Consider the following 20807-nt stretch of genomic DNA (forward strand, 5'->3'; position numbering starts at 1 on the left):
ATCCACAGGGATTGCGCCAATTTTTGCGGGTGAATCGGGTAATTTTAGCGGCTACACAAAGAAATATGACATTCTCACATCGTATGGCTAATAGATGACAGCGGCAAGTGCTCCCAGTCCGGAATGTGCCGCTAATACGGGCGGGAGAGAGCTGAGAACCGCGTCCGAAGCGAAGGCGCCCAACGAATCTTGCAAGGCTTTAGCCTCCGCAAGGTTACCCATATGGTGAAGCGCTACTACGTGACCGGTTGGTCGTACGTCGTGCTGCGCAGCCGCAGCTGCAGGATGCTTTTTTACCGATTGGTGCTTGGTACAAACGTCACGAATAATCTGCGTGAGGCGTTCTTTCGCGCGCGTTGCTGTACGGGGGCGCTCAACATAGGTCAGTTTTCCATCCGCGACCGTGCCGATAGGCTTGATCTGGAACATCTGCCCGACCATTGCCAACGCGGGCGAGACACGACCCCCGCGGCGAAGCGCATCGAGAGTAGGAATGTAGAAATAAATATCGGTTTCGGCGCATATACCGGTAACTACTTTGGCAAGTTCCTCAGGACTATCGCAAATATCGGCTATATCATGGGCGTGCAATGCCGCATGCCCATAGGCTCCGGCGACGGTACGGGAATCAAGTACGGTCACTCGCGCTTTAGAAAGCTGTGCACCCACTCGCGCTGATTCAACGGTTCCAGAGAGCTCTCCCGAGAGGTGTATCGACAGAATATGCTCGTACCCTTCATCAACAAGGGTATCGTAGGTATCGGCAAAGACACCGGGGGCAGGACCGGAGGTATGGACCGTATTTCCGAGGACATGCGCCATTAAAATGGCTTCGTCAATTTCCTCGAGGCTAAGACCGGTTAAATCGCGGGTATTTGTCTCGGTTCGTGTGCCCCTGATGCCTGCACGTGCGGGTGTCTCTTGAACGGATACCGGCATGGGTACCACGGCAAAGCCACCGCGTTCTTGCCGTTCCTTAAGAATTTCAGGGGTAATGGCAGCGGCTGAGTCTGTCACGACAGCGATGCGTCCCATAAGGTACCTCCTGAATCTTAAAAATACGGCAATTTGCAATAACCGACTTTCTCATCATAGCTAAAAAGAATGGTGCCGCCGGAAGAAAAACCCGAAAAGTTTTCTTCCGGCGGCACCGCATCAACGTTCTGAAAACTCTAGATGACGATATTCACCAGTTTGGGGGCTCGCACAATTACCTTACGGATTTCGGAGCCTTCCACCAGCTTCGCGATAGTCTCGTCCTCCAGGGCTTGTTTTTCAAGCTCAGCTTCAGAAATATCTTTTGATACCTCAAGGCGCGCCTTAACTTTGCCCTTGATCTGTACGATTGCGGTGACGGTATCATCCACGAGTAGGGATTCATCTACCTGCGGGAAACCTGCGGTCAGCACCGGGTTATCGTATCCCAGCGCGTGCCACATGTCCTCGGCGGTGTACGGCGCGTAGAGTGACAATAAGATCGCAATAGTTTCGGCGGCTTCGCGCACCGCGGGGTCTGCTCCCCCAGGGCCCGAATCGATAGTTTTACGGGTAGCATTCACCAGCTCCATAGTCTTGGCGACCACCACGTTGAACTTACCAGTGTCAAGAAGCTGTTTCACATCGTGTACGGTACGCGCCACCAGCTTGTGCAGGCTCGCATCGCCGGATGCCGCATCCACGCCAGGTTCGGAGGTAACGTCCTGAGCAACCCGCCATGCGCGCGCCAAGAACTTCTGCGAACCGGCGGGCGAAACATCCGCCCAGTCCACATCATCTTCGGGCGGAGAAGCGAAGATCATGGTGGTGCGCACTGCATCCACGCCGAACTTATCAAGCTGCTCACCCAGGTTTACGCCGTTGCCGAGTGACTTCGACATAGCCTTACCGCCGTTGAGGACTTGCCCCTGATTCATGAGAGCCTTGAATGGTTCACTATGTTCAATCAGCCCCAGATCACGAATAACCTTCGTGAAGAAACGCGCATACAACAGATGCAGAATCGCATGTTCCACACCGCCCACGTACATATCGACCGCGCCCCATTCCCTGATCGCCTGCGGGTCGAAAGGGCCTTCGGCGTAACGGGGTGAAACATAGCGCAGGAAGTACCAGGAAGAATCCACGAAGGTATCCATCGTGTCGGAATCGCGGCGGGCGCTCTTACCGCACTGCGGGCAGGGAACTATGGCCCAGTCATCGGCGGCAGCAAGGGGCGACTGTCCTTTGGGGGCTAACTGTTCACCGCGCAGATTATCTGGGAGCAGAACCGGCAGCTGTTCTTCAGGAACCAGTACCTCGCCGCAGTCTTCACAGTGAATCACGGGAATAGGCGTGCCCCAGAAACGCTGGCGCGAGAGCAACCAGTCGCGCAGGCGGTAAATAACCTTACCTTCGCCGGTGCCGGCAGCCTCAACCAGCTCGGTAGCCTTCGCAATAGCCTCTGCCTTAGGAAGTCCGGTTAGCTCACCGGAGTTAATGAGCACCCCATCGCCCGCAGTGGCGATACCCGACTTGGCAGGGTCTTCCTCGCCCTCAACCTCGAGCACCGTCACGATCGGCAGGTCGAATTTCTTGGCGAAGTCAAGGTCACGCTGATCGTGCGCGGGCACCGCCATAATAGCGCCGGTACCATAATCGGCAAGCACATAATCTGAAGCCCACACCGGCAACTTTGCGCCGTTCAGCGGGTTGATTGCGTAACGCCCAGTAAACATACCGGTCTTTTCACGCTCGGAAGACTGGCGGTCAATATCGCTGAGCGCCTTAATCTGCTCGCGGTAGTCCTCTAGCGCCTGTGCCTGTTCGGGTGCCACAATCTGCTCAGCAAAGGTCGAGTCAGCGGCAACAACAATAAAGGTTGAACCGTAGAGGGTATCTGGGCGGGTGGTGAAGACCGTGAAGGATTCGGCAGGCTGCGCCTCAGTAGCCTCAATCTCGAAGCGAACCTCAGCACCTTCGGAACGTCCAATCCAGTTCCGCTGCATCAGCAGAACACGTTCGGGCCATTTGCCCTCAAGCTGCTCCATATCGTCAAGAAGCTGCTGGGCGTAGTCAGTAATCTTGAAGTACCACTGATTTAGCGACTTCTTAGTAACCGTGGTGCCGCATCGTTCACAGGCACCGTTAACCACCTGCTCGTTCGCGAGCACGGTCTGATCTTTGGGGCACCAGTTCACCATCGAGTCTTTGCGGTAGGCCAAGCCCTTCTTATAGAACTGCTCGAAAAGCCACTGGGTCCACTTATAGTATTCGGGGTCTGAGGTGTGCAGGCGTCGATCCCAGTCCACTGCGATAGCGTAGCGTTTGAAAGATTCTGCCTGCGTGTCAATATTCTTGTAGGTCCACTCTTTTGGGTGGGTACCGTTCTTGATAGCAGCGTTTTCTGCGGGCAAACCGAAGGAATCCCAGCCGATGGGGTGCAGAACATCGTAGCCGCACTGCTTGTAGTAGCGGGTATTCATGTCTCCAATAGCAAACGCTTCTGCGTGGCCCATATGCAGGTCGCCTGAGGGGTACGGAAACATGTCTAGCACATAGCGGCGACCTTTCGCGGCGTTGCCGGTTGGTTTGAAGACACCCGTTTCTTCCCAGTAGGGGCGCCATTTCGCTTCCTGTGCATGGAAGTCATACGCATTCTCGGTGCGTTCGGTCTCTACCTCAGCAGACACTACGATTCCTTTGACGTTTGATTTTCGCTAACCAACCTATTCTAGCGTGTACCCACAAAGGTTTCTTGATGTATTCATAAACTCACGAGTTCCCGTTTCATATCGTGGATGCACCTCACCGCCCCGCCAGTTTCGCCTTTGTTGCCGCCAGAGTAACCCCGCGCGTGTAAACCGTTTTCAACCGTATACGACGAAAAACTCTGAATATTGTTTGACTTTTCCTTTGAATCTCCAGCACCTACACAGAAATTCCACGTACACTGAGAGAACTCATTGTGTGCGTAAGCCGGTTTACGCACACCCTCCGTGAATCTCCCGCAGGGATTTACAGTGACCGAGCCCGCAACATACGAAAGGCACCCGCCGTGACATCACCCAGTACCGTTCTTGAAGGTGTGCCGGGGGCACTCATCCCGGGCACCAGATTTGAAGTAGAGCTGCTTGGGGCAACTACACGGTATTGGCAGTACGGTGCGGGCATGGGCACCGGCGTTTTTCCCTCCGAAAGCTCTCCAAAGATCCTGCTGATTCACGGGTTCCGCGGCGATCATCACGGGCTTGAGATTATTGCGAACAGGCTTCTGAAGCTTTTACCCGAAGCTAGTATTATCAGCCCTGACTTACCGGGTTTCGGGCGTTCAGAAGACCTGCCCATGACTGTTTCTTTACAGGGCTATACCGCATGGCTGCACGCGCTTATTGGGCAGATAAACCCTGCACGCCCCGATGGCTCTGATATTCACGTGGTAGGGCACTCGTTCGGGTCTATCGTGACCGCCGCTTATGCCGCCGAATATCCGCACGGGCTTGACCGCCTAACGCTCATTAACCCCATTAGCGAGCCCGCACTCGAAGGGTCACAGAAGATTGCCTCGCAAGCGGCATCGTTTTACTATCGCGTGGGCGCGGCACTTCCCGAGAAGATTGGTTATCCATTGCTGCGTTCACAGCTGATTACCCGCGTGACGAGCGAGCTGATGATGCGCACCCGCGAACCCGCCATGCGCCGCTTTATCAATAACCAGCACGCCGCATATTTTGGGTCTTTCGGCTCGCGTAAGGGTGCTTTGCAGGCGTATGAGGTTTCGATTTCGGCAACCGCCGCCGAATTTGCACCGCAGATTCGGGTTCCCGTACAAATGCTTGTTGCCGAAGACGATGATTTGGGTACTCCGCAGACGGCGCGCGCCATGTTTGCCGCGCTTGAGGGGCGCCCGCACTCCCCCGGTGAACGTTTTGAGATGATTCCTGAGGTTGGGCATTTGATTCATTATGAGACGCCTACAGTGGCGGCACGTTTGATTGCAGAATTTACGCACGAAGATTTTACGGTGTAAACCCGAGGAGAATCCTATGAAACTTATGGTTGACGCCCGTTATACACGCATTGGCTTTCACGACGGCATTAGCCGGTATACCGCTTCGCTCCTGGGTGCGTTGAAGGATTTGATGGATTCCGGTGCTCCCGAGGTTGCCGATCTGCAGTTGGTGATGGTGATTAGTGATGAACGCCAGCTGCAGATGCTCCCGGATTTGCCGCATGTGAAGATTTGTTCGCCGACCGGTCCCTTAGAACCGGCTGCGGCTCTTCAGCTGAATAAGTATAAGCCGGATGTGGTGTTTTCGCCCATGCAGACGATCGGTTCGGTGGGGCGTAAGTTCAAGCTGGTGCTGACCCTGCATGACCTGATTTATTATGCACACCCAACCCCTCCGGGGTTTTTGCCTGCGCCGGTGCGGGCGGGGTGGCAGCTGTTCCATAAGAGCTATACACCGCAGCGTATGCTGCTGAATCGGGCGGATGCCGTGGTAACGGTTTCGGAGTCTACGGCGCGGCTGATTCGTGAGCACCGTTTGACGGAGAAGCCGTTGCATGTGGTGCCGAACGCCCCACAGCCGGGGTCTGTGGTGAGCGAGGATGAGGCCCTGCGCCGTGCGAAGTCACGGGCTGAGGGCGCGAGCAGGCACCTGGTGTATATGGGTTCGTTCATGCCGTATAAGAATGTTGAGACTCTGCTGTACGCCATGCGTGAGCTGCCGGGGTACACGCTGCATCTGCTGTCGAAGATGCCGGATGCGCGCCGCGCCGAGCTCGAAGAACAGGGGCTGCTCTCTCCCCTGGCGGCGGGCTCGAATGTGGTTGTGCATAACGGGGTTTCTGATGAGGAGTATGCGGAACTGCTGGAGTCTGCGCACGCGCTAGTGACAGCTTCACGAGCCGAGGGGTACGGGCTGCCCGTGGTAGAGGCGCAGGCTGCAGGCTGTCCCGCCGTGATTAGCGATATCGATATTTTCCGCGAAATTGCCCCGCACGCTGTCTTCGCTCCTGTAACCGAAGACCCGCAAGCAGATGCACCCGCCTGGGTTGAAGCAATCCGCTCCCTCGAAGACGACGCAGTACGTGACCGCGTGATCCTCAAAGGCTTACAGGATGCCTCACACTATTCCTGGCGCGACTCGGCGTTGAAGCTGGTGAGGATTGTGAAAGGTATGTGAACAACTAACCGTATTAAAAATTTAAAATATGCTTAAGGATATCATCTATACACGTCCCTTTATCAGGACCTTCCCCTGCGTTACAGTTATTATAGACACTCTCATAATATTCAACTGAGTTTTTCGTTATATTATTATTTTTACGGGGTAGTGAATCGTATAGCTTTGGCCAATATTTTTTAATAGTTTCTTCCAAATTATCATCAAGAATGGCAAAGTTATGATTATAATAAAGTCCACTGTTAGGATAGTCAACAATATTTCCGTACCCAAAATAATTTAACAATTTTTTATTATTATTTGCTGTATTAATATAATTATCTATATCTTTCTTTATGCGCTCTTTCTGCTTATCTGAGAGAGAACCATTCTCTTGCATCTTATCCTTAATATCATCAAGTGAAGTACCATCTAGTTTTAAACCTAAATTTAATTTATCGATAGAATTTTCGAGGTTATATTTCCTTTTAATGTCATTATCAAATATAGTAAATACTTTAATTCCCAGACTAGTTAATATTGCGTGGCGAATAGGGATCTGTGTTTTCCCATGAGATTCAACAACTTGAACACCTTTATACTCGGGAGAATTGCATGTTCCATTTGCAGAAAAATAACCACTAATTAATGCAACTTCTGTGCTGCCTTCAACAATAATAACTCGATCGGCGAAAAAAGCTTTTGCTAACCCTTTTTCTATAGCAGGAATAATTGTATTATAAGCATCATTATTTATTTCAGACTTTTGATACTTTTCCACATTAGCATCAAATTGTTTTGATACTAATGATATAATATTATCCTTTGTGGAGGAAATTATAATGGATGCATTTTCTTCGGGACATCTTATAACTCGCCTAATATCCTCAAACTTTCTTGGATTTACAAAAGTAGGGCTGTGTGTAACATATGCAACTTGCATGTCTGGTTTTTCAGATAAATTGCGTAATACATGTTCAAAAACCAGCTCTTGTTGCGGATGCTGATAAAGCTCAGGTTCTTCGACAGCAATAAAAATTGTTCTTTCCTGATTTGAGTTAGAAGACTCTGCCAGGTACCGAAGCAAAGCCAATAATAAGGAACGCTGTACCCCATGTCCTTGACGATCAACATTAGTAAGAAGCGATTCCGACTCCGCGATAAAAACTTCAAAAGGAGTCTTAGGCTTTCTAAATTCAATTTCCGCTACTTGGAGTTTAACAGATTTCTCTCCACAGAATTCTTGAAGGATTTTACTTATTCCGCTAGAAACTTCAATGAACTCTTCCTCACCAATAGATTTTTTTATTTTTTCCTGCGCTTCACTAATAATATCATCTACTTTTTCTGATAATTCTTTCCTTTTCTTATATTCAATTATTTTGTCTATAATTCTTCCTAGAACCGTTTTTTGAGATGATTCAAGCGACTCTTCCGATGCTCGCATATCAGCGCTAATAAAAACATAGTCAAAGATCTTTGAGAGAACTTTTTCTTTACGATATCCAAAGAAGCTAGTTGCCTCTGGTGACAGTATCTCCTCAATATCTAAACCACTTATATCATAATTCTTAATATTTTCTTCTGCCTTACTGCCAGATGTAACCTTTGAAAGGTTGTACCTCGGATTTTCATCCACAAATCTGTTATAGCTATCCTTTATCTCAGACTTACTTTTTAAATCTCCGTCTTCATCATAAAGAATTTCGTAGAAAGGTTTATGTACGTATAGGTTAGCAGAGAATTTTTCTGGATTATTATTATCTAAAGGGTTGAAAATTTTCCATACAGATAATTCATCTGATGCGGGTTTTGCATATCCCTCTAATACATCTCTATCGTACTCTGTAATATTATTAAACGTTACTTTAATTTTTATTTCTTTATCTGGTTCATTGCAATCTTCGATAGATAGGTTGCTAGGATTTGCATTAAAAAACCAATCCAAAGCATACAGTATAGAAGATTTTCCTGAACCATTTGGTCCTATAAAGCTGGTTAAATTATTAAAGTCTATAGATACATCTTTGAGAAGTCGAAAATTTTTAATTTCAACGGTTTTAATCCGCATATTTTCCTCCATTAGGATTGATTGTGAGTTCCTCTATCTATACTCTCCAACACCGTAGTCAGAGAATAAATTACAATTACATAGGTAGACTATCGAAATTTCATTTAGAAATCAAGAAAACACTCATATGTACATGAAATATTTCTATAACTTTTAGAGTAAAGTTAATGTCAGTTTGCATAAAGCTTAGTGATTAGACGACATCCAACCCGTCGCATCGAACCTGCACCGCTCCGACACGCTTAAGCGCTGATAGTGCCGCACGCACGGAACGCAGCTCGTGGGTGACCTGCGGTGCCTGGGCGTAAGAGAAGAAGAGAATAGCGCGCCAGTCCCCGGGCACCGCATCCTCGGTACCTGACGGTGAAGGTTCGGTAATCTCGCTCTCTCCCCCGCTCTCGATACCGGCATGCACAGACTGATGCGCAAAGAAATCTTCGTCCAACGGCACAGGCCCGGTCACCCGAACACCTTCTGGCAGGTTCAGCTCTTCCAGGAAGGCCTGGACATCATCCTCGCTACCCGTAATAGCCGCTGTGCGTACCGCCGGGGGCAAACCGATCTGCGATCGCTCATCCAGCTCATACAAGGCAAACCATGTGGGATCCCACCGGACGAGCGCCTGCTCCACCGGGGATGGAGATGCGGTCGTCACCACAACCCCACCCTGAGCAGCAGAACGCACCAGCGCCGCAGCGTTGAACCAGCGCCTCAACGCGGCCTCCGGGGCACGCAAAGAATCAAAACGCAACATAGAATCGGCGTCCAGAAGCAATGCCGCCGCATAACCGCCGAACGCTACGGGTTCAGCCCCGGGGGTGGCAACCACCAGCGCAGGTTCGGCCCCCACCGAAGCACGCACATGGTCCCCCGCCGAAGAAATTACCGGGACACCCCGGAAGGCACGCCCCAGCTCCTCTGCGGTGCGCAAAGCCCCCACGGTACCCGAACGCCACTGATCGTACCCGCACTCTGCGCACCGCCACTGCTGTGCCAGACGCCCACACCACGAGCAACTCGGCACCGAAGCACCCGCCGCCAACGAGAGTGGCCCCCGGCATGTATTACAGCGCGCGGGCATGCGGCACCGCTGGCACGAAAACGACGGGACATAGCCGCTGCGCGCAACCTGCACCAACACCGGGCCATGCTGCAGAGCCACACGCGCACGCTCAAACGCTAACCGAGGAATACGTGCCACAGCCGCCAACGGGTCACGCGCCAACTGGTAGTCATTACCCGTCGAAAAAATGCGCGGCGAAAACTCGTGCACCGTCGCCCGAGGTGCCCGCACATGCGAAGCCCACCGGGTGCGTACCAATCGTGCCGATTCGCTGCTCATCGCGTACCCAGCGAACAGCACTGCCGCATCTGTTGCTTGGGCACGCAATAACAGCACATCGCGCGCATGGCAATAGGGCGCACGACGCTCCACAAGCGAGGAATCGCCGTCATCCCAGCACACCACCAATCCCAAATTGGCAACCGGAGCGTAAGCCGCCGCACGAGTACCGATCACAATGGGCACCAGCCCTAGGCGTGCCTTCAGATAGGCGTGATACCGGCTATGCGGTTTATCACTCGAACTCAACCGAACATAAGCACCCGCCGGCACCCGACGTTTCAGCGCGGACTCTAGCCTGTCGAGAGTCTTCTGATCGGGAGCCATCGCCAAGGCACCGCGGCCATTCGCAGCCGCCGTCACCACGGCAATAGCCAGCAGCTCAGCCCAATCGAACTCAGGATGCGCGGGCAGCACATTCATGACCGCACGCGCCGGGGACCCAGCCGCCAAGTCCTCTAAAAATTCGGCACCATTCTCATAATCGCTAAAGGCACGGGAGTCTTCTGCCGAAACCTGGGCGGCAGGCGGGTGAAGCTGGTAGGGAGCGAAACCGCCCAAGAGGAAACCACGAATATCATCGGTCAAAGAGGGCGAACCGTTATCCGGCGATTCTTTAGGAGATTCTTCTTGAGGCTCACGGTCAGCATCTAAGTCATCTTCGGCGGCCGATTCAGAAGTGCTGTCTTCCGCTGTATTGGCCGTTTCGTCGGCTTCTTGTGGCAAACCCATGAGCTCGGAAAACGTAGGCAAAAACTGGGCATACTGTTTATCAAGAGATGCCACGCGCGGCGTCACCGCAAGCCGCAAAACATTCGCCACCGTTGAGGCGTACCGGTCTGCAAGCGCCTCTGCAAGGTCAAAAATCTCGGCAGAAACCGCAGGAATCCGCGACAAAACCGATAAAAGCGGCTGCAGGCCCTTAGCAACATCGGTTGTTTCGGCGCGCTCCGCGATAAAACCTGTGACCCGCTGCGATCCGAACCGCACACGCACACGGGCGCCGGGAACCGCGTCTTCGCTCAGCTCAGCAGGAACCTGGTAGTCAAAGGTACGGTCAAGATGCGGCAGGGTGTTATCTAACCGAACCCGCGCCACCGGGTAGGGAACCCCGCTCTGGGCAAGCCGCTGGTGTACATCAACCGGCTCAGGCTCGGGAGGAATCAGGGCATCGCGGAGAGCAGGAAATCCCTGCAACAGATCAGGCTGTTGCAGGGATTCCTGCTGAGCGGGCTCAGAAGTCGAAACGTTCATCGACGAAGTATCGGTAGGGTTCTGAGCATCCGCGTCATTGGGCTGCATACTCGCAGGTTCACGCATTAGGATGCTGAAACCGCCGAACGCAGAGCCTCAACACGGTCCAAACGCTCCCACGTGAACTCGGGTTCATTGCGTCCGAAGTGACCGTGAGCCGCGGTCTTTTTATAGACGGGTCGGCGCAAATCAAGGTCATTGATAATCGCTAACGGGCGCAGGTCAAAGACCTCACGCACAGCCTTTTCAATCTTGAGAGGATCAACCTTTTCGGTTCCGAAAGTCTCGACGTACAGGCCCACAGGTGCCGCCTGCCCAATAGCGTAAGCGACCTGAACCTCGGCACGGTCAGCAAGACCAGCGCCCACAATATTCTTGGCGACCCAACGCATGGCGTATGCCGCAGAACGATCAACCTTCGAGGGATCTTTGCCCGAGAACGCGCCGCCGCCGTGACGAGCCGAACCGCCATAGGTATCAACAATAATCTTGCGCCCGGTCAAACCGGCATCGCCCACGGGGCCGCCCTGCACAAAACGACCGGCAGGGTTCACAATAAACTTCGTGTTCGAGCTATCAAAATCGGCAGCATCCAGCACCGGAGTAATCACGTGTTTGATAATATCCGCACGCAAATCCGCTAAATCGTAATCGGCAGTGTGCTGGCTGGAAACCACCACGGTATCAACCGAAACAGGCTTATTATCGGCGTCATACCCCAAAGTGACCTGAGTTTTGCCGTCCGGGCGCAGGTTCACCAGCGTACCGTTTTTACGAACATTCGTCAGACGCTCTGAGAGACGATGCGCCAGCCAAATCGGTGCGGGCATCAATACGTTCGTCTCGTTCGAAGCGTACCCGAACATAATGCCCTGGTCGCCCGCACCCTGGCGGTCATAATCATCAACCGCGATACCGCTGCGAGCCTCTAAAGACTCATACACGCCAGCATTAATATCGGGTGACTGCTCGCCAATTGATACCGATACGCCGCAGAATTCACCATCGAAACCGCGGGTCGATGAATCGTAGCCAATACCTAGAATAGTTTCACGAACGATCGATGGAATCTCAACATAGCTTGAGGTTGTCACCTCACCAGCAACATGAACCTGTCCGGTTGTTACCATTGTTTCGACAGCAACGTTCGCGGTGGAATCCTGCGCGATAATGCCGTCAAGAATCGCATCAGAAATCTGGTCACAAATTTTATCGGGATGCCCTTCAGTCACCGACTCGCTGGTGAAAAGGCGTAGATGGTTATTACTCACGGTTTCTACTCTACTAGGTTTGGGGCACGCGGGATACAGTACCCAAGGATGTGAACTCGTGTATCAATTATGACAGAACGTTACACGGGTCCGGAGGGAGGGAGTCACAAACTTAATCGGCTCGTATTTCTGCATTTCTCAGGGCTTTACATACTGTGCAAGAGTGCGCAATATCTGATCGGAAACGACCTGTTTAGAGCCTGAAAAAACGGGTTCCCGATCTGTGAACGAAGAGAGCAACGTAATCGTATTCTCATCGGTTCCGAAACCCTGGTTTACGCCCACCGTGTTGAGAGCCAGAAAATCACATCCCTTACGTACCAACTTCTCGCGCCCAAGCTCAAGCGGGGTTCGCTCAGCTGACCCTGTCTCTGCGGCAAAACCCACAATCAAGCGTGCACCGGTACCTGTCTTCTGTCGACGCTCCACGACTTCACGCAGAATATCAGGGTTGCGTACCAGTTGAATCGCGGGAGCGTCCGAAGAATCTGCGAGCTTCTTAATCTTGTACTCGGCGTATTCGGCAGGCCGAAAATCTGCGACCGCTGCAGACATAATAAGCATATCGGCGTTGTTCTGAGCTTCCAGCACGGCATCGCGTAGTTCACGGGCGCTCACTACTCGGGTTACCTGTACTCCCTCAGGCGCGGGGACTTCAAGGTTAGCGCCGATTAGATGTACCGAAGCCCCTAGATCACGCGCAGCCTGCGCCAAGGCCACACCCTGTTTACCTGTTGAGCGGTTACCCAAAAAACGCACCGGATCCAAGGCCTCACGGGTGCCTCCCGCCGTAATCACGATGCGTTTCCCTACCAGAACTCCGGGCTCGGGCTCAAGACCTGGCGCAAACGAGCTGCCAGACTCTTCCGCCGGGCCAGTGTGAACCGGACGTGTGGGCGTATATCCCGGAATCTGCGAAGGATGCTGCTCCCCCTTCGGGAACTCGGCAATTACGCGCTGCGCCGCCTCAAAAATATCTTCCGGTTCCGGCATGCGGCCCACACCCGAATCGGGACCCGTTAGACGCCCAACCGCCGGTTCAATCACGTGATACCCAAGTTCGCGTAAAGTCTGCACATTCGTTTGCGTTGCTGGATGCTCCCACATCTGAGTGTGCATAGCGGGAGCCATAATCACCGGCGCGTGAGTAGTCAGTACCGTAGCAGAGAGCAAATCATCGCAGCGCCCCACCGCCAACCGAGACATCAAATCGGCGGTCGCCGGTGCTATAACAATCGCATCCGCAAGCTCGGCCTGGCGAACATGGTTAACCTCAGGAACACGCTCAAAAACGCTCGTGGAAACCGGGTTGCCACTCAGGGCCTCGAAGGTAGCTTTACCCACAAACTCCAAGGCAGCTTCGGTGGGCATGGCAATAACCTCATGCCCATCTTTTGCGAAAAGACGAAGGAGCATTACCGCTTTATACGCGGCAATGCCCCCTCCAATACCAACGATAATGCGCATGGTATTTACAAACGTTCCTTACTCAGCGGAGTCGTCAATAACAACCTCTTCAAGAGCAATAACCTCTTCGGTACCGGCAGGAATGTACTCCTCCTCAATAGCGCCGAAATCGGCGTCGCCCAGACCCAAGGATGCGAATTCCTCAGGAACCAGGTAACCATCTTCGTTGAAGTGCCCATCCGGCACGTGATCGGCAACAATCTGATCTGCCATAATTTCACGCATTGCAACCGAAAGAGCCTTGTCATTAGCCTCAGACTCAACCAGAGGACCAACGTGGTCGCCCGCGCTCTCCTGCAGATTCGCGTAATAAGCGTTAATCTGGCGAGCACGACGAGCACCGAAAATCACCAGCCCGTACTTAGACTCAGCCTTCTGAATCAGCGCATCCGCGCTGGGGTTCACAATCCCCTCGGGCGCTACGCCATCAACGAAGTTGTAGTCTTCGTGCTCTTTGATTTCGTTTACCACAGAAACTCCAATATGTTGTCTTTGTACACTGCTGACATTCATGTATACGAACTCAGCCAAAACTAAAGCAATATTTTACCGCTAAAATCGGTAAAAATCACGTACCATAACGAGAAAGCACAGTAATACCCGGCACGTCGCCAAAATACATACCCTATGCTTTAGCAGATTCGGCACCCACAATGTGCGCAATTTCCTGTGCCGCGCGCTCTACCGAATCATTGACCACGGTTACGTCGAACTCACTCTCAGCCTCAAGCTCGATTTTGGCGGTCTCAAGGCGCCGCTGCTGTTCCTGCTTTGATTCAGTACCGCGCCCCACCAGTCGAGACACGAGCTCATCCCAGCTGGGCGGTGCCAAGAAAATCAGCTGTGCCTCCGGCATAGACTCCCGAATCTGCCGAGCCCCCTGAAGATCAATCTCAAGGATTACTGGGCGACCAGCATCTAGAGCTTCCTGAACCTTAGCACGCGGAGTACCGTATTTATTCTTACCGTGCACCACCGCATACTCAAGCATCTGCCCGTCAGCAATCATCTGATCAAATTCCTCGTGCGAGACAAAATAGTAGTGCACGCCCTCTTCTTCACCAGGGCGAGGGTCACGAGTAGTTGCCGAAACGGAAAACCAGACGTTCGGATAGTGCTCACGAATATACTGGCAGACGGTTCCCTTACCCACGGCGGTGGGACCAGCCAGAACGGTAAGTCTAGGTTGAGCGGTCATCGGGTTCTCCCTGCGGTGTGATGTAATAATGCGTATTTTATTCGGCGGCGAGAACTATCGACCGCTGCGGCGGCGTGTATGCCGAACATTGCGGTTAAAATACTCCACCATTTTACGGCGTTGATGCACGCCAAGACCGCCCAAACGACGGGTCGGCGCGATCTGCAGCTCTTCCATAATTTTCTCGGCACGCACAGCACCAATTCCCGGGAGGGCACGGAGCATTTGATCGACAGGCATCTTTGCAAGAGCTTGGTCGTCATCGACCAGATCGAGTACCTGACGTACCGACAGCTCACGGGTAGAAAGTGCCTGCTTAACTTCCTGGCGGCGAGTACGGGCAAGCAACGCCTTTTCACGTGCTGATGCACGCACCTCATCGGTTAGCGGCGTAATCGGCATGGGGTCTCCCATCAAGCGATATATGTATATAAATCAGCGTTCTTACGTTTTCTAACTTAGCATGTTGCACTGTAAAACGATGAACTGAGGTTCGTAACGTAAAGCCTTTCAAGCTCAACACAGCACAATGGCGCACAGAGCAGATCAACTCTGTACGCCACCACGCGATCACAACGATTTACACTGCGCCACGCACACGCACCAAATCGTCACGTGCACTCTGTGCCGCCCGCGTCAGGTCAGTCGGCTGCGGACCTGCTGAGAGCACGCCACGGCTGGAATTCACCAAAACCTGAGATTCAGCACCTGCAAAAATCCGGTATAGGTTCTCAGCACTAGCCCCCTGGGCACCATATCCCGGTGAAAGAATGGGACCGTTGAAAGTGCTCAGGTCTATCGCCAATTCCTTGAGGGCCTCCCCCACGGTGGCACCCACAACTAGACCGCATGAACCCATATGTTCCCAAGTTTGCGCAGTGTTCTCTACAGTGGCTGCGGCGATAATTTGCTTCGCTACCGCCCCGGTATCTTCTGCTTTGCCCACATGCTGCACACTCTTACCCTCAGGGTTTGAGGTCAGCGCCAGCACGAAAGTTCCACGCTGGTTCGCAGTTGCCGCATCCAGCGCTGGGCGAAGCGACTCGAACCCCAAGTACGGGCTTAACGTGACCGAATCCGTGCCGAGTGGTGAAGAGGTACCGAGCCAAGCATCCGCATAGGCTTTCATAGTCGAGCCAATATCACCGCGTTTTGCATCCGCCACGATCAAAACCCGGTCTTCAGCGGCGCGAGCAAAGAGCTCTTCCAACACAGCAAGACCTGCGGAACCGTGGCGCTCAAACAGGGCAACCTGGGGTTTGAGCGCTGCGGCGTAGGGGGCGCATCCTTCGTAGACATTCATAGCGAAAGTACGCAGAGATTCGGCAGAATCTTCCAAACCCCAGACCTGCAGCAGGTTCGGATGCGGATCAATACCCACACACAACGGACCGTATTCGTCCATCGCAGCCGCAAGACGATCGCCGAAGGGGATCACGAAAGTTCCCCCTCACGCACCTGTTCGCCCTTGTCCTGCCCCTGCTCGCCGGTGCTGGCGGTCCGCAAGAACTCACCATGTTCTTGCAGATTTATAATCTCCCAGCTACGCTCGCGCAGCGCGGTAATAGCTTGAACAGCAGCCGCGAACTCCGAAATCGTGGTCATCACAGGGCAACCAACACTGACCGCGGCCGCACGGATTTCGTAGCCATCACTACGAGCAGCACCACCGGCAGGCGTATTCAAAATCAGATCAATTTCGCCATTGCGCACCATATCAACGATCGAATGCTGACCGTTTGCTTCCGCAAACTTGGAGGCAACCGTTGAGTTCACGCCATTGCGACGAAGCACATCTGCAGTGCCGCCGGTAGAGACAATCTCGAAGCCCAGCTGTTCAAGCATCTTGGCATAGATAATCACATTGCGCTTATCATGGTTAGCCACCGAAACGAAGACCTTGCCCTCGGTCGGTAGCGGTGACCCCGCACCTGCCTGGGCTTTCGCAAAGGCAGTGTCGTAGAGGGTATCAAGACCCATGACTTCGCCGGTCGAGCGCATTTCGGGACTAAGTAGGGAATCAACCACCACACCCTCAGGAGTGCGGAAGCGGCTAAACGGGAGAACCGCTGCCTTAACTGCAATTGCAGTATTCTGCGGCAGGGATGCACCATCCATGTTCTTAGGCAAGTATCCCTCTGCCTTCAGCTCAGCAATGCTCTTCCCCAAACCGATCATCACGGCCGCCTTAGCCAGCTGCACTCCGGTTGCCTTCGAGACAAACGGAACGGTGCGAGACGCGCGTGGGTTCGCTTCAATCACGAACAGATTCTCGGAGACGTAAGCAAACTGAATATTAATCAGGCCCCGCACTCCGGTACCACGCGCAATAGCCTCGGTTGCTTCTTTAACCTTGGCGATCACATCGGGACCCAAGGTAATTGGCGGCAAGGTGCAGGAGGAATCGCCTGAGTGAATGCCGGCTTCCTCGATATGTTCCATGACGCCGCCCAGGTAGAGCTCGGTGCCGTCAAAGAGCGCATCCACATCAATCTCAATAGCGTCTTCCAGGAACTTATCGATGAGCGCTGGCTGAGAGGGAGAAACCTCGGTCGCATTTTCAAGGTAGCGTGCGAGATTTGCCTCGTCATAGACGATCTCCATACCGCGCCCGCCCAGCACATAGGAGGGACGAACCAACACCGGGTACCCAATCTCATCGGCAACGCGTTTGGCCCCCTCGAAGGTGTATGCGGTACCATTCTTCGGCGAAATCAAACCACCTTCCTCCAGCACGCGCGCAAACTCGCCGCGATCCTCGGCAAGGTCAATAGCTTCGGGAGTAGTGCCCAAAATCGGCACACCAGCATCTTTGAGGGCTTTCGCAAGCTTTAGCGGAGTCTGTCCGCCCAACTGCACGAAAACGCCCAACAAACCGCCCGTGCGGCGCTCTGATTCAACAACTTCGAGCACATCTTCCAACGTCAGCGGCTCAAAATACAGACGAGTCGAAATATCGTAATCGGTCGACACAGTCTCCGGGTTACAGTTCACCATAACCGTCTCGTACCCCAGCGAACGCAGCACCAGCGAAGCGTGCACGCAAGAATAATCGAACTCGATACCCTGCCCGATGCGGTTCGGCCCCGACCCCAAAATCATGATCGAGGGAGTCTCATGGTGAGCGACCTCATCCTCAGAATCATAACTAGAGTAGTGATAGGGGGTAAACGCCTCGAACTCAGCAGCACAAGTATCAACAGTCTTGAATACGGGGCGAATACCTAGGGCATGGCGCACACCGCGCACAACGTCCTCAGAAGAACCGATAATCTCTGCGATTTGCGGGTCGGAAAAGCCGTGGCGTTTTGCCAGCTGCAGGATTTCAGGGGTCAAGTTATCGCGATTTTCCCGCACAATCCCGGCGACTTCATTCAGCAGCACCAGCTGATCTAAGAACCATGGATCAATCTTGGTGGCTTCAAAAACCTGCGCGATAGATGCGCCCGCCAAAAGTGCCTGCTGTACCTGGTAGATACGCTGCGTGGTGGGTATCCTGGTCTTCTCGATAAGCGCGTCAAGTTCTTCGGCATTCAGTTGCTGCTTCGTGAACGAGAAAGAAGCACCTTTCTGCTCTAGAGAGCGCATAGCCTTCTGGAGTGCTTCGGTGAAGTTACGGCCCAGTGCCATTGCTTCGCCCACCGATTTCATGGTGGTTGTGAGAGTCGGATCAGCGGCCGGGAACTTCTCAAAGGCGAAACGCGGCACCTTGACGACCACATAGTCGAGGGTCGGTTCAAAGGATGCGGGCGTTTTCTGGGTAATATCGTTCGGAATCTCATCCAGGGTGTACCCCAGCGAAAGTTTAGTCGCAATTTTAGCGATCGGGAACCCGGTAGCTTTAGACGCAAGCGCAGAAGAGCGTGAAACGCGTGGGTTCATTTCGATAACGATGATGCGCCCGCTCTTGGGGTCTACGGCAAACTGAATATTGCATCCGCCGGTATCAACCCCAACTTCGCGGATCACGTTGATAGCGATATCGCGAAGTTTTTGGTACTCACGGTCGGTGAGGGTGAGGGCAGGCGCCACCGTGATGGAGTCGCCGGTGTGCACGCCGACCGGGTCGAAGTTTTCAATCGAGCAGACGACCACGACGTTGTCATTTTTGTCGCGCATCATTTCGAGTTCGTATTCTTTCCAACCAAGAATAGATTCTTCGAGCAGAACCTCGGAGGTAGGCGAATACTGGATACCTGCGCCGGCAATGCGGTAAAGGTCTTCTTCGTTGTAGGCCATGCCGGAACCAAGTCCGCCCATGGTGAAGGAAGGACGCACGACCATGGGATAACCGAGCTCTTTAGCCGCTTCAAGGGCTTCCGGCATAGAGTGCACAATGATCGAACGTGCCGATTCGCCGCCCGCGCGCTCTACCACACCTTTGAACGCTTCACGATCTTCGCCTAGGTTTATGGCTTCGATATTTGCGCCAATGAGTTCAACATCGTATTCGCGCAGAGTTCCCTGCTTATCGAGAGCGATAGCAGCGTTGAGTGCAGTCTGCCCGCCCAAGGTAGGAAGAATGGCGTCTGGGCGTTCTTTTTCGATAATCTTAGCGATGACTTCGGGGGTAATCGGTTCAATATAGGTGGCATCTGCAAACTCCGGGTCGGTCATAATGGTCGCCGGATTGGAGTTTACGAGGACAACGCGCACGCCTTCTTCTTTGAGCACGCGTAGAGCCTGAGTGCCGGAGTAATCGAATTCGGCTGCCTGACCGATGACGATCGGACCTGAGCCGATGACAAGGACACTGTTAAGGTCGGTACGACGTGGCATTTAGGCTTCCTTTGCAGTCTTCTTGGTGGAGGTCATGAGGTCGATAAAACGGTCGAAAAGGTATGCGGAGTCGTGCGGACCTGCGGCTGCCTCCGGGTGGTATTGAACCGAGAACGCGGGAATATCTTTGCAGGTTAGCCCCTCGACCACGTTATCATTCAGCCCGACATGGGAAACCATAACCTCGCCGAATTCGAAGTTGGGGGCAGTTACGTATTCACCGATAGGCGCATCGACGGCGAACCCGTGGTTTTGGGCGGTTATTTCAACTTTGCCGGTGGTTTTATCCATGACGGGCTGGTTAATACCACGGTGGCCGAAGGGCAGCTTGTAGGTCCCGAACCCGAGCGCACGACCGAGAAGCTGATTGCCAAAGCAGATACCGAAGAACGGGGTGCCCTGGCGCAATACACCCTGCAGAAGTTTAACCTGTTCGTCTGCGGTTGCAGGGTCGCCGGGACCATTGGAGAAAAATACGCCGTCTGGGCGAAGCGCATTTACGGTCTCAAGGGTTGTGTTTGCGGGCAGTACATGTACACGCACGCCGCGTTCCGCAAAACGCTGCGGGGTCATAGATTTGATGCCAAGATCGAGTGCGGCAATGGTGGCAACCGGCGGAGCGAACCAGCCGTATTGGTGAGGTTCAACTGTGTAGGCTTCCGTCACGGAAACGGTATCGGCAAGTTTACGGCCCGCCATCGGCTCGGAGGCGCGCACCGCTTCCAAAAGTTCGGCTTCGGGACGATTGGCGTGGCGTCCCGAAAAAATACCTGCACGCATTGAACCGCTAGAGCGTAGGCGGCGAGTCAGCGCACGAGTATCAATGCCTTGAATGCCCACGATACTTTGGGTCCTGAGTTCGTCATCCAAGGTACGTTCTGCACGCCAGTTGGAAGCAACACGTGCGGCATCTCGTACCACGTACCCGGCAACCCAAATTTTGCGGGATTCTGCATCTACCTTGTTCACACCGGTGTTACCGATATGAGGCGCGGTCTGCACCACGATTTGCCCTGCGTAGGAGGGGTCGGTCAGCGTTTCTTGGTAGCCGGTCATGCCGGTGGAAAACACTGCTTCGCCTAAGGATGCGCCAATTGCACCGTACCCGTAGCCTCGGTAGATGGTGCCGTCCTCAAGAACGAGTAACGCGCGGTCCGTGCCCAAAGCACCGGAACGTGTCATCTCAGTCATGCTCTTACTTTCCTTTTCTCGGTGGTCTGTTCCCCTGCTTGTGCCCGTTATAAGTGGAACACTGTGTGCAGGAAATTCTTGGTATGCCGTT

Annotated in this window: 14 protein-coding genes; 2 read left to right on the plus strand and 12 right to left on the minus strand. The window is 53.3% G+C overall.

Annotation, left to right across the window (positions count from 1 at the left end):
• Nucleotides 1-87: 87 nt before the first annotated feature.
• Both HMPREF2756_RS08895 and leuS read right to left on the minus strand, forming a co-directional pair.
• Nucleotides 88-1035: a DegV family protein gene (locus tag HMPREF2756_RS08895; RefSeq protein WP_070620413.1), complete on the minus strand. Its 948-nt coding sequence runs from the start codon at nt 1033-1035 to the stop codon at nt 88-90.
• Between the two features lie 137 nt (nt 1036-1172).
• Nucleotides 1173-3668: a leucine--tRNA ligase gene (gene leuS, locus HMPREF2756_RS08900; RefSeq protein ID WP_070620416.1), complete on the minus strand. Its 2496-nt coding sequence runs from the start codon at nt 3666-3668 to the stop codon at nt 1173-1175.
• A gap of 365 nt (nt 3669-4033) precedes the next feature.
• On the opposite strand from leuS, the gene HMPREF2756_RS08905 reads away from it, so the two are divergent.
• Nucleotides 4034-5005, plus strand: coding sequence for an alpha/beta fold hydrolase (locus HMPREF2756_RS08905; RefSeq protein ID WP_070620419.1), 972 nt, complete (start codon nt 4034-4036; stop codon nt 5003-5005).
• A gap of 16 nt (nt 5006-5021) precedes the next feature.
• The gene (locus HMPREF2756_RS08910; RefSeq protein ID WP_070620422.1) at nt 5022-6164 is read left to right on the plus strand and encodes a glycosyltransferase family 4 protein; all 1143 of its coding nucleotides are present in this window, start codon (nt 5022-5024) and stop codon (nt 6162-6164) included.
• Nucleotides 6165-6177: 13 nt separating this feature from the next.
• On the opposite strand, the gene HMPREF2756_RS08915 is transcribed toward HMPREF2756_RS08910, so the two are convergent.
• The 10 genes from HMPREF2756_RS08915 to carA all read right to left on the minus strand — a co-directional run bounded on the left by HMPREF2756_RS08915 (nt 6178) and on the right by carA (nt 20716).
• Nucleotides 6178-8214, minus strand: coding sequence for an AAA family ATPase (locus HMPREF2756_RS08915; RefSeq protein ID WP_168163753.1), 2037 nt, complete (start codon nt 8212-8214; stop codon nt 6178-6180).
• Between the two features lie 193 nt (nt 8215-8407).
• Complete coding sequence (locus HMPREF2756_RS08920) at nt 8408-10858, minus strand: primosomal protein N' (protein ID WP_083301727.1); 2451 nt, start codon at nt 10856-10858, stop codon at nt 8408-8410.
• A 17-nt stretch (nt 10859-10875) separates the two neighbouring features.
• On the minus strand, nt 10876-12081 hold the full coding sequence (gene metK, locus HMPREF2756_RS08925; protein WP_070620428.1) for a methionine adenosyltransferase: 1206 nt from the start codon (nt 12079-12081) through the stop codon (nt 10876-10878).
• A gap of 138 nt (nt 12082-12219) precedes the next feature.
• On the minus strand, nt 12220-13548 hold the full coding sequence (locus HMPREF2756_RS08930; RefSeq protein ID WP_070620431.1) for a bifunctional phosphopantothenoylcysteine decarboxylase/phosphopantothenate synthase: 1329 nt from the start codon (nt 13546-13548) through the stop codon (nt 12220-12222).
• 18 nt (nt 13549-13566) lie between these two features.
• Nucleotides 13567-14019 (minus strand): DNA-directed RNA polymerase subunit omega, encoded by a 453-nt coding sequence (rpoZ, locus tag HMPREF2756_RS08935; protein WP_004004717.1) that lies wholly within the window; start codon nt 14017-14019, stop codon nt 13567-13569.
• Nucleotides 14020-14173: 154 nt separating this feature from the next.
• Nucleotides 14174-14746, minus strand: a complete 573-nt coding sequence (gmk, locus tag HMPREF2756_RS08940) for a guanylate kinase (protein ID WP_048778143.1) — start codon at nt 14744-14746, stop codon at nt 14174-14176.
• 54 nt (nt 14747-14800) lie between these two features.
• Nucleotides 14801-15148 carry an integration host factor, actinobacterial type gene (gene mihF, locus HMPREF2756_RS08945; protein WP_037230933.1) on the minus strand — a complete coding sequence of 116 codons (348 nt, stop codon included), beginning with the start codon at nt 15146-15148 and terminating at the stop codon, nt 14801-14803.
• 178 nt (nt 15149-15326) lie between these two features.
• Entirely contained in the window at nt 15327-16184 is an 858-nt protein-coding gene (pyrF, locus tag HMPREF2756_RS08950; RefSeq protein WP_070620433.1) for an orotidine-5'-phosphate decarboxylase, read from the minus strand.
• Nucleotides 16181-19525: a carbamoyl-phosphate synthase large subunit gene (carB, locus tag HMPREF2756_RS08955; RefSeq protein ID WP_070620435.1), complete on the minus strand. Its 3345-nt coding sequence runs from the start codon at nt 19523-19525 to the stop codon at nt 16181-16183. The genes pyrF and carB overlap by 4 nt, the downstream gene beginning before the upstream one ends.
• A complete protein-coding gene (gene carA / locus HMPREF2756_RS08960) occupies nt 19526-20716 on the minus strand; it encodes a glutamine-hydrolyzing carbamoyl-phosphate synthase small subunit (protein WP_048778138.1) in 1191 nt (396 codons plus the stop codon).
• Between the last annotated feature and the right edge of the window lie 91 nt (nt 20717-20807).

Source organism: Rothia sp. HMSC067H10 (genome assembly GCF_001810635.1).
GTDB lineage: Bacteria > Actinomycetota > Actinomycetes > Actinomycetales > Micrococcaceae > Rothia > Rothia dentocariosa.

What these genes read in the sequence shown, in the direction of transcription:
- HMPREF2756_RS08895 (WP_070620413.1), bottom strand. Translation starts at nt 1,035, where the DNA reads ATGGGACGCATCGCTGTCGTGACAGACTCAGCCGCTGCCATTACCCCT.
- HMPREF2756_RS08910 (WP_070620422.1), top strand. Translation starts at nt 5,022, where the DNA reads ATGAAACTTATGGTTGACGCCCGTTATACACGCATTGGCTTTCACGAC.
- HMPREF2756_RS08915 (WP_168163753.1), bottom strand. Translation starts at nt 8,214, where the DNA reads ATGCGGATTAAAACCGTTGAAATTAAAAATTTTCGACTTCTCAAAGAT.
- HMPREF2756_RS08920 (WP_083301727.1), bottom strand. Translation starts at nt 10,858, where the DNA reads ATGCAGCCCAATGACGCGGATGCTCAGAACCCTACCGATACTTCGTCG.
- HMPREF2756_RS08930 (WP_070620431.1), bottom strand. Translation starts at nt 13,548, where the DNA reads ATGCGCATTATCGTTGGTATTGGAGGGGGCATTGCCGCGTATAAAGCG.
- gmk (WP_048778143.1), bottom strand. Translation starts at nt 14,746, where the DNA reads ATGACCGCTCAACCTAGACTTACCGTTCTGGCTGGTCCCACCGCCGTG.
- mihF (WP_037230933.1), bottom strand. Translation starts at nt 15,148, where the DNA reads ATGCCGATTACGCCGCTAACCGATGAGGTGCGTGCATCAGCACGTGAA.
- carB (WP_070620435.1), bottom strand. Translation starts at nt 19,525, where the DNA reads ATGCCACGTCGTACCGACCTTAACAGTGTCCTTGTCATCGGCTCAGGT.
- carA (WP_048778138.1), bottom strand. Translation starts at nt 20,716, where the DNA reads ATGACTGAGATGACACGTTCCGGTGCTTTGGGCACGGACCGCGCGTTA.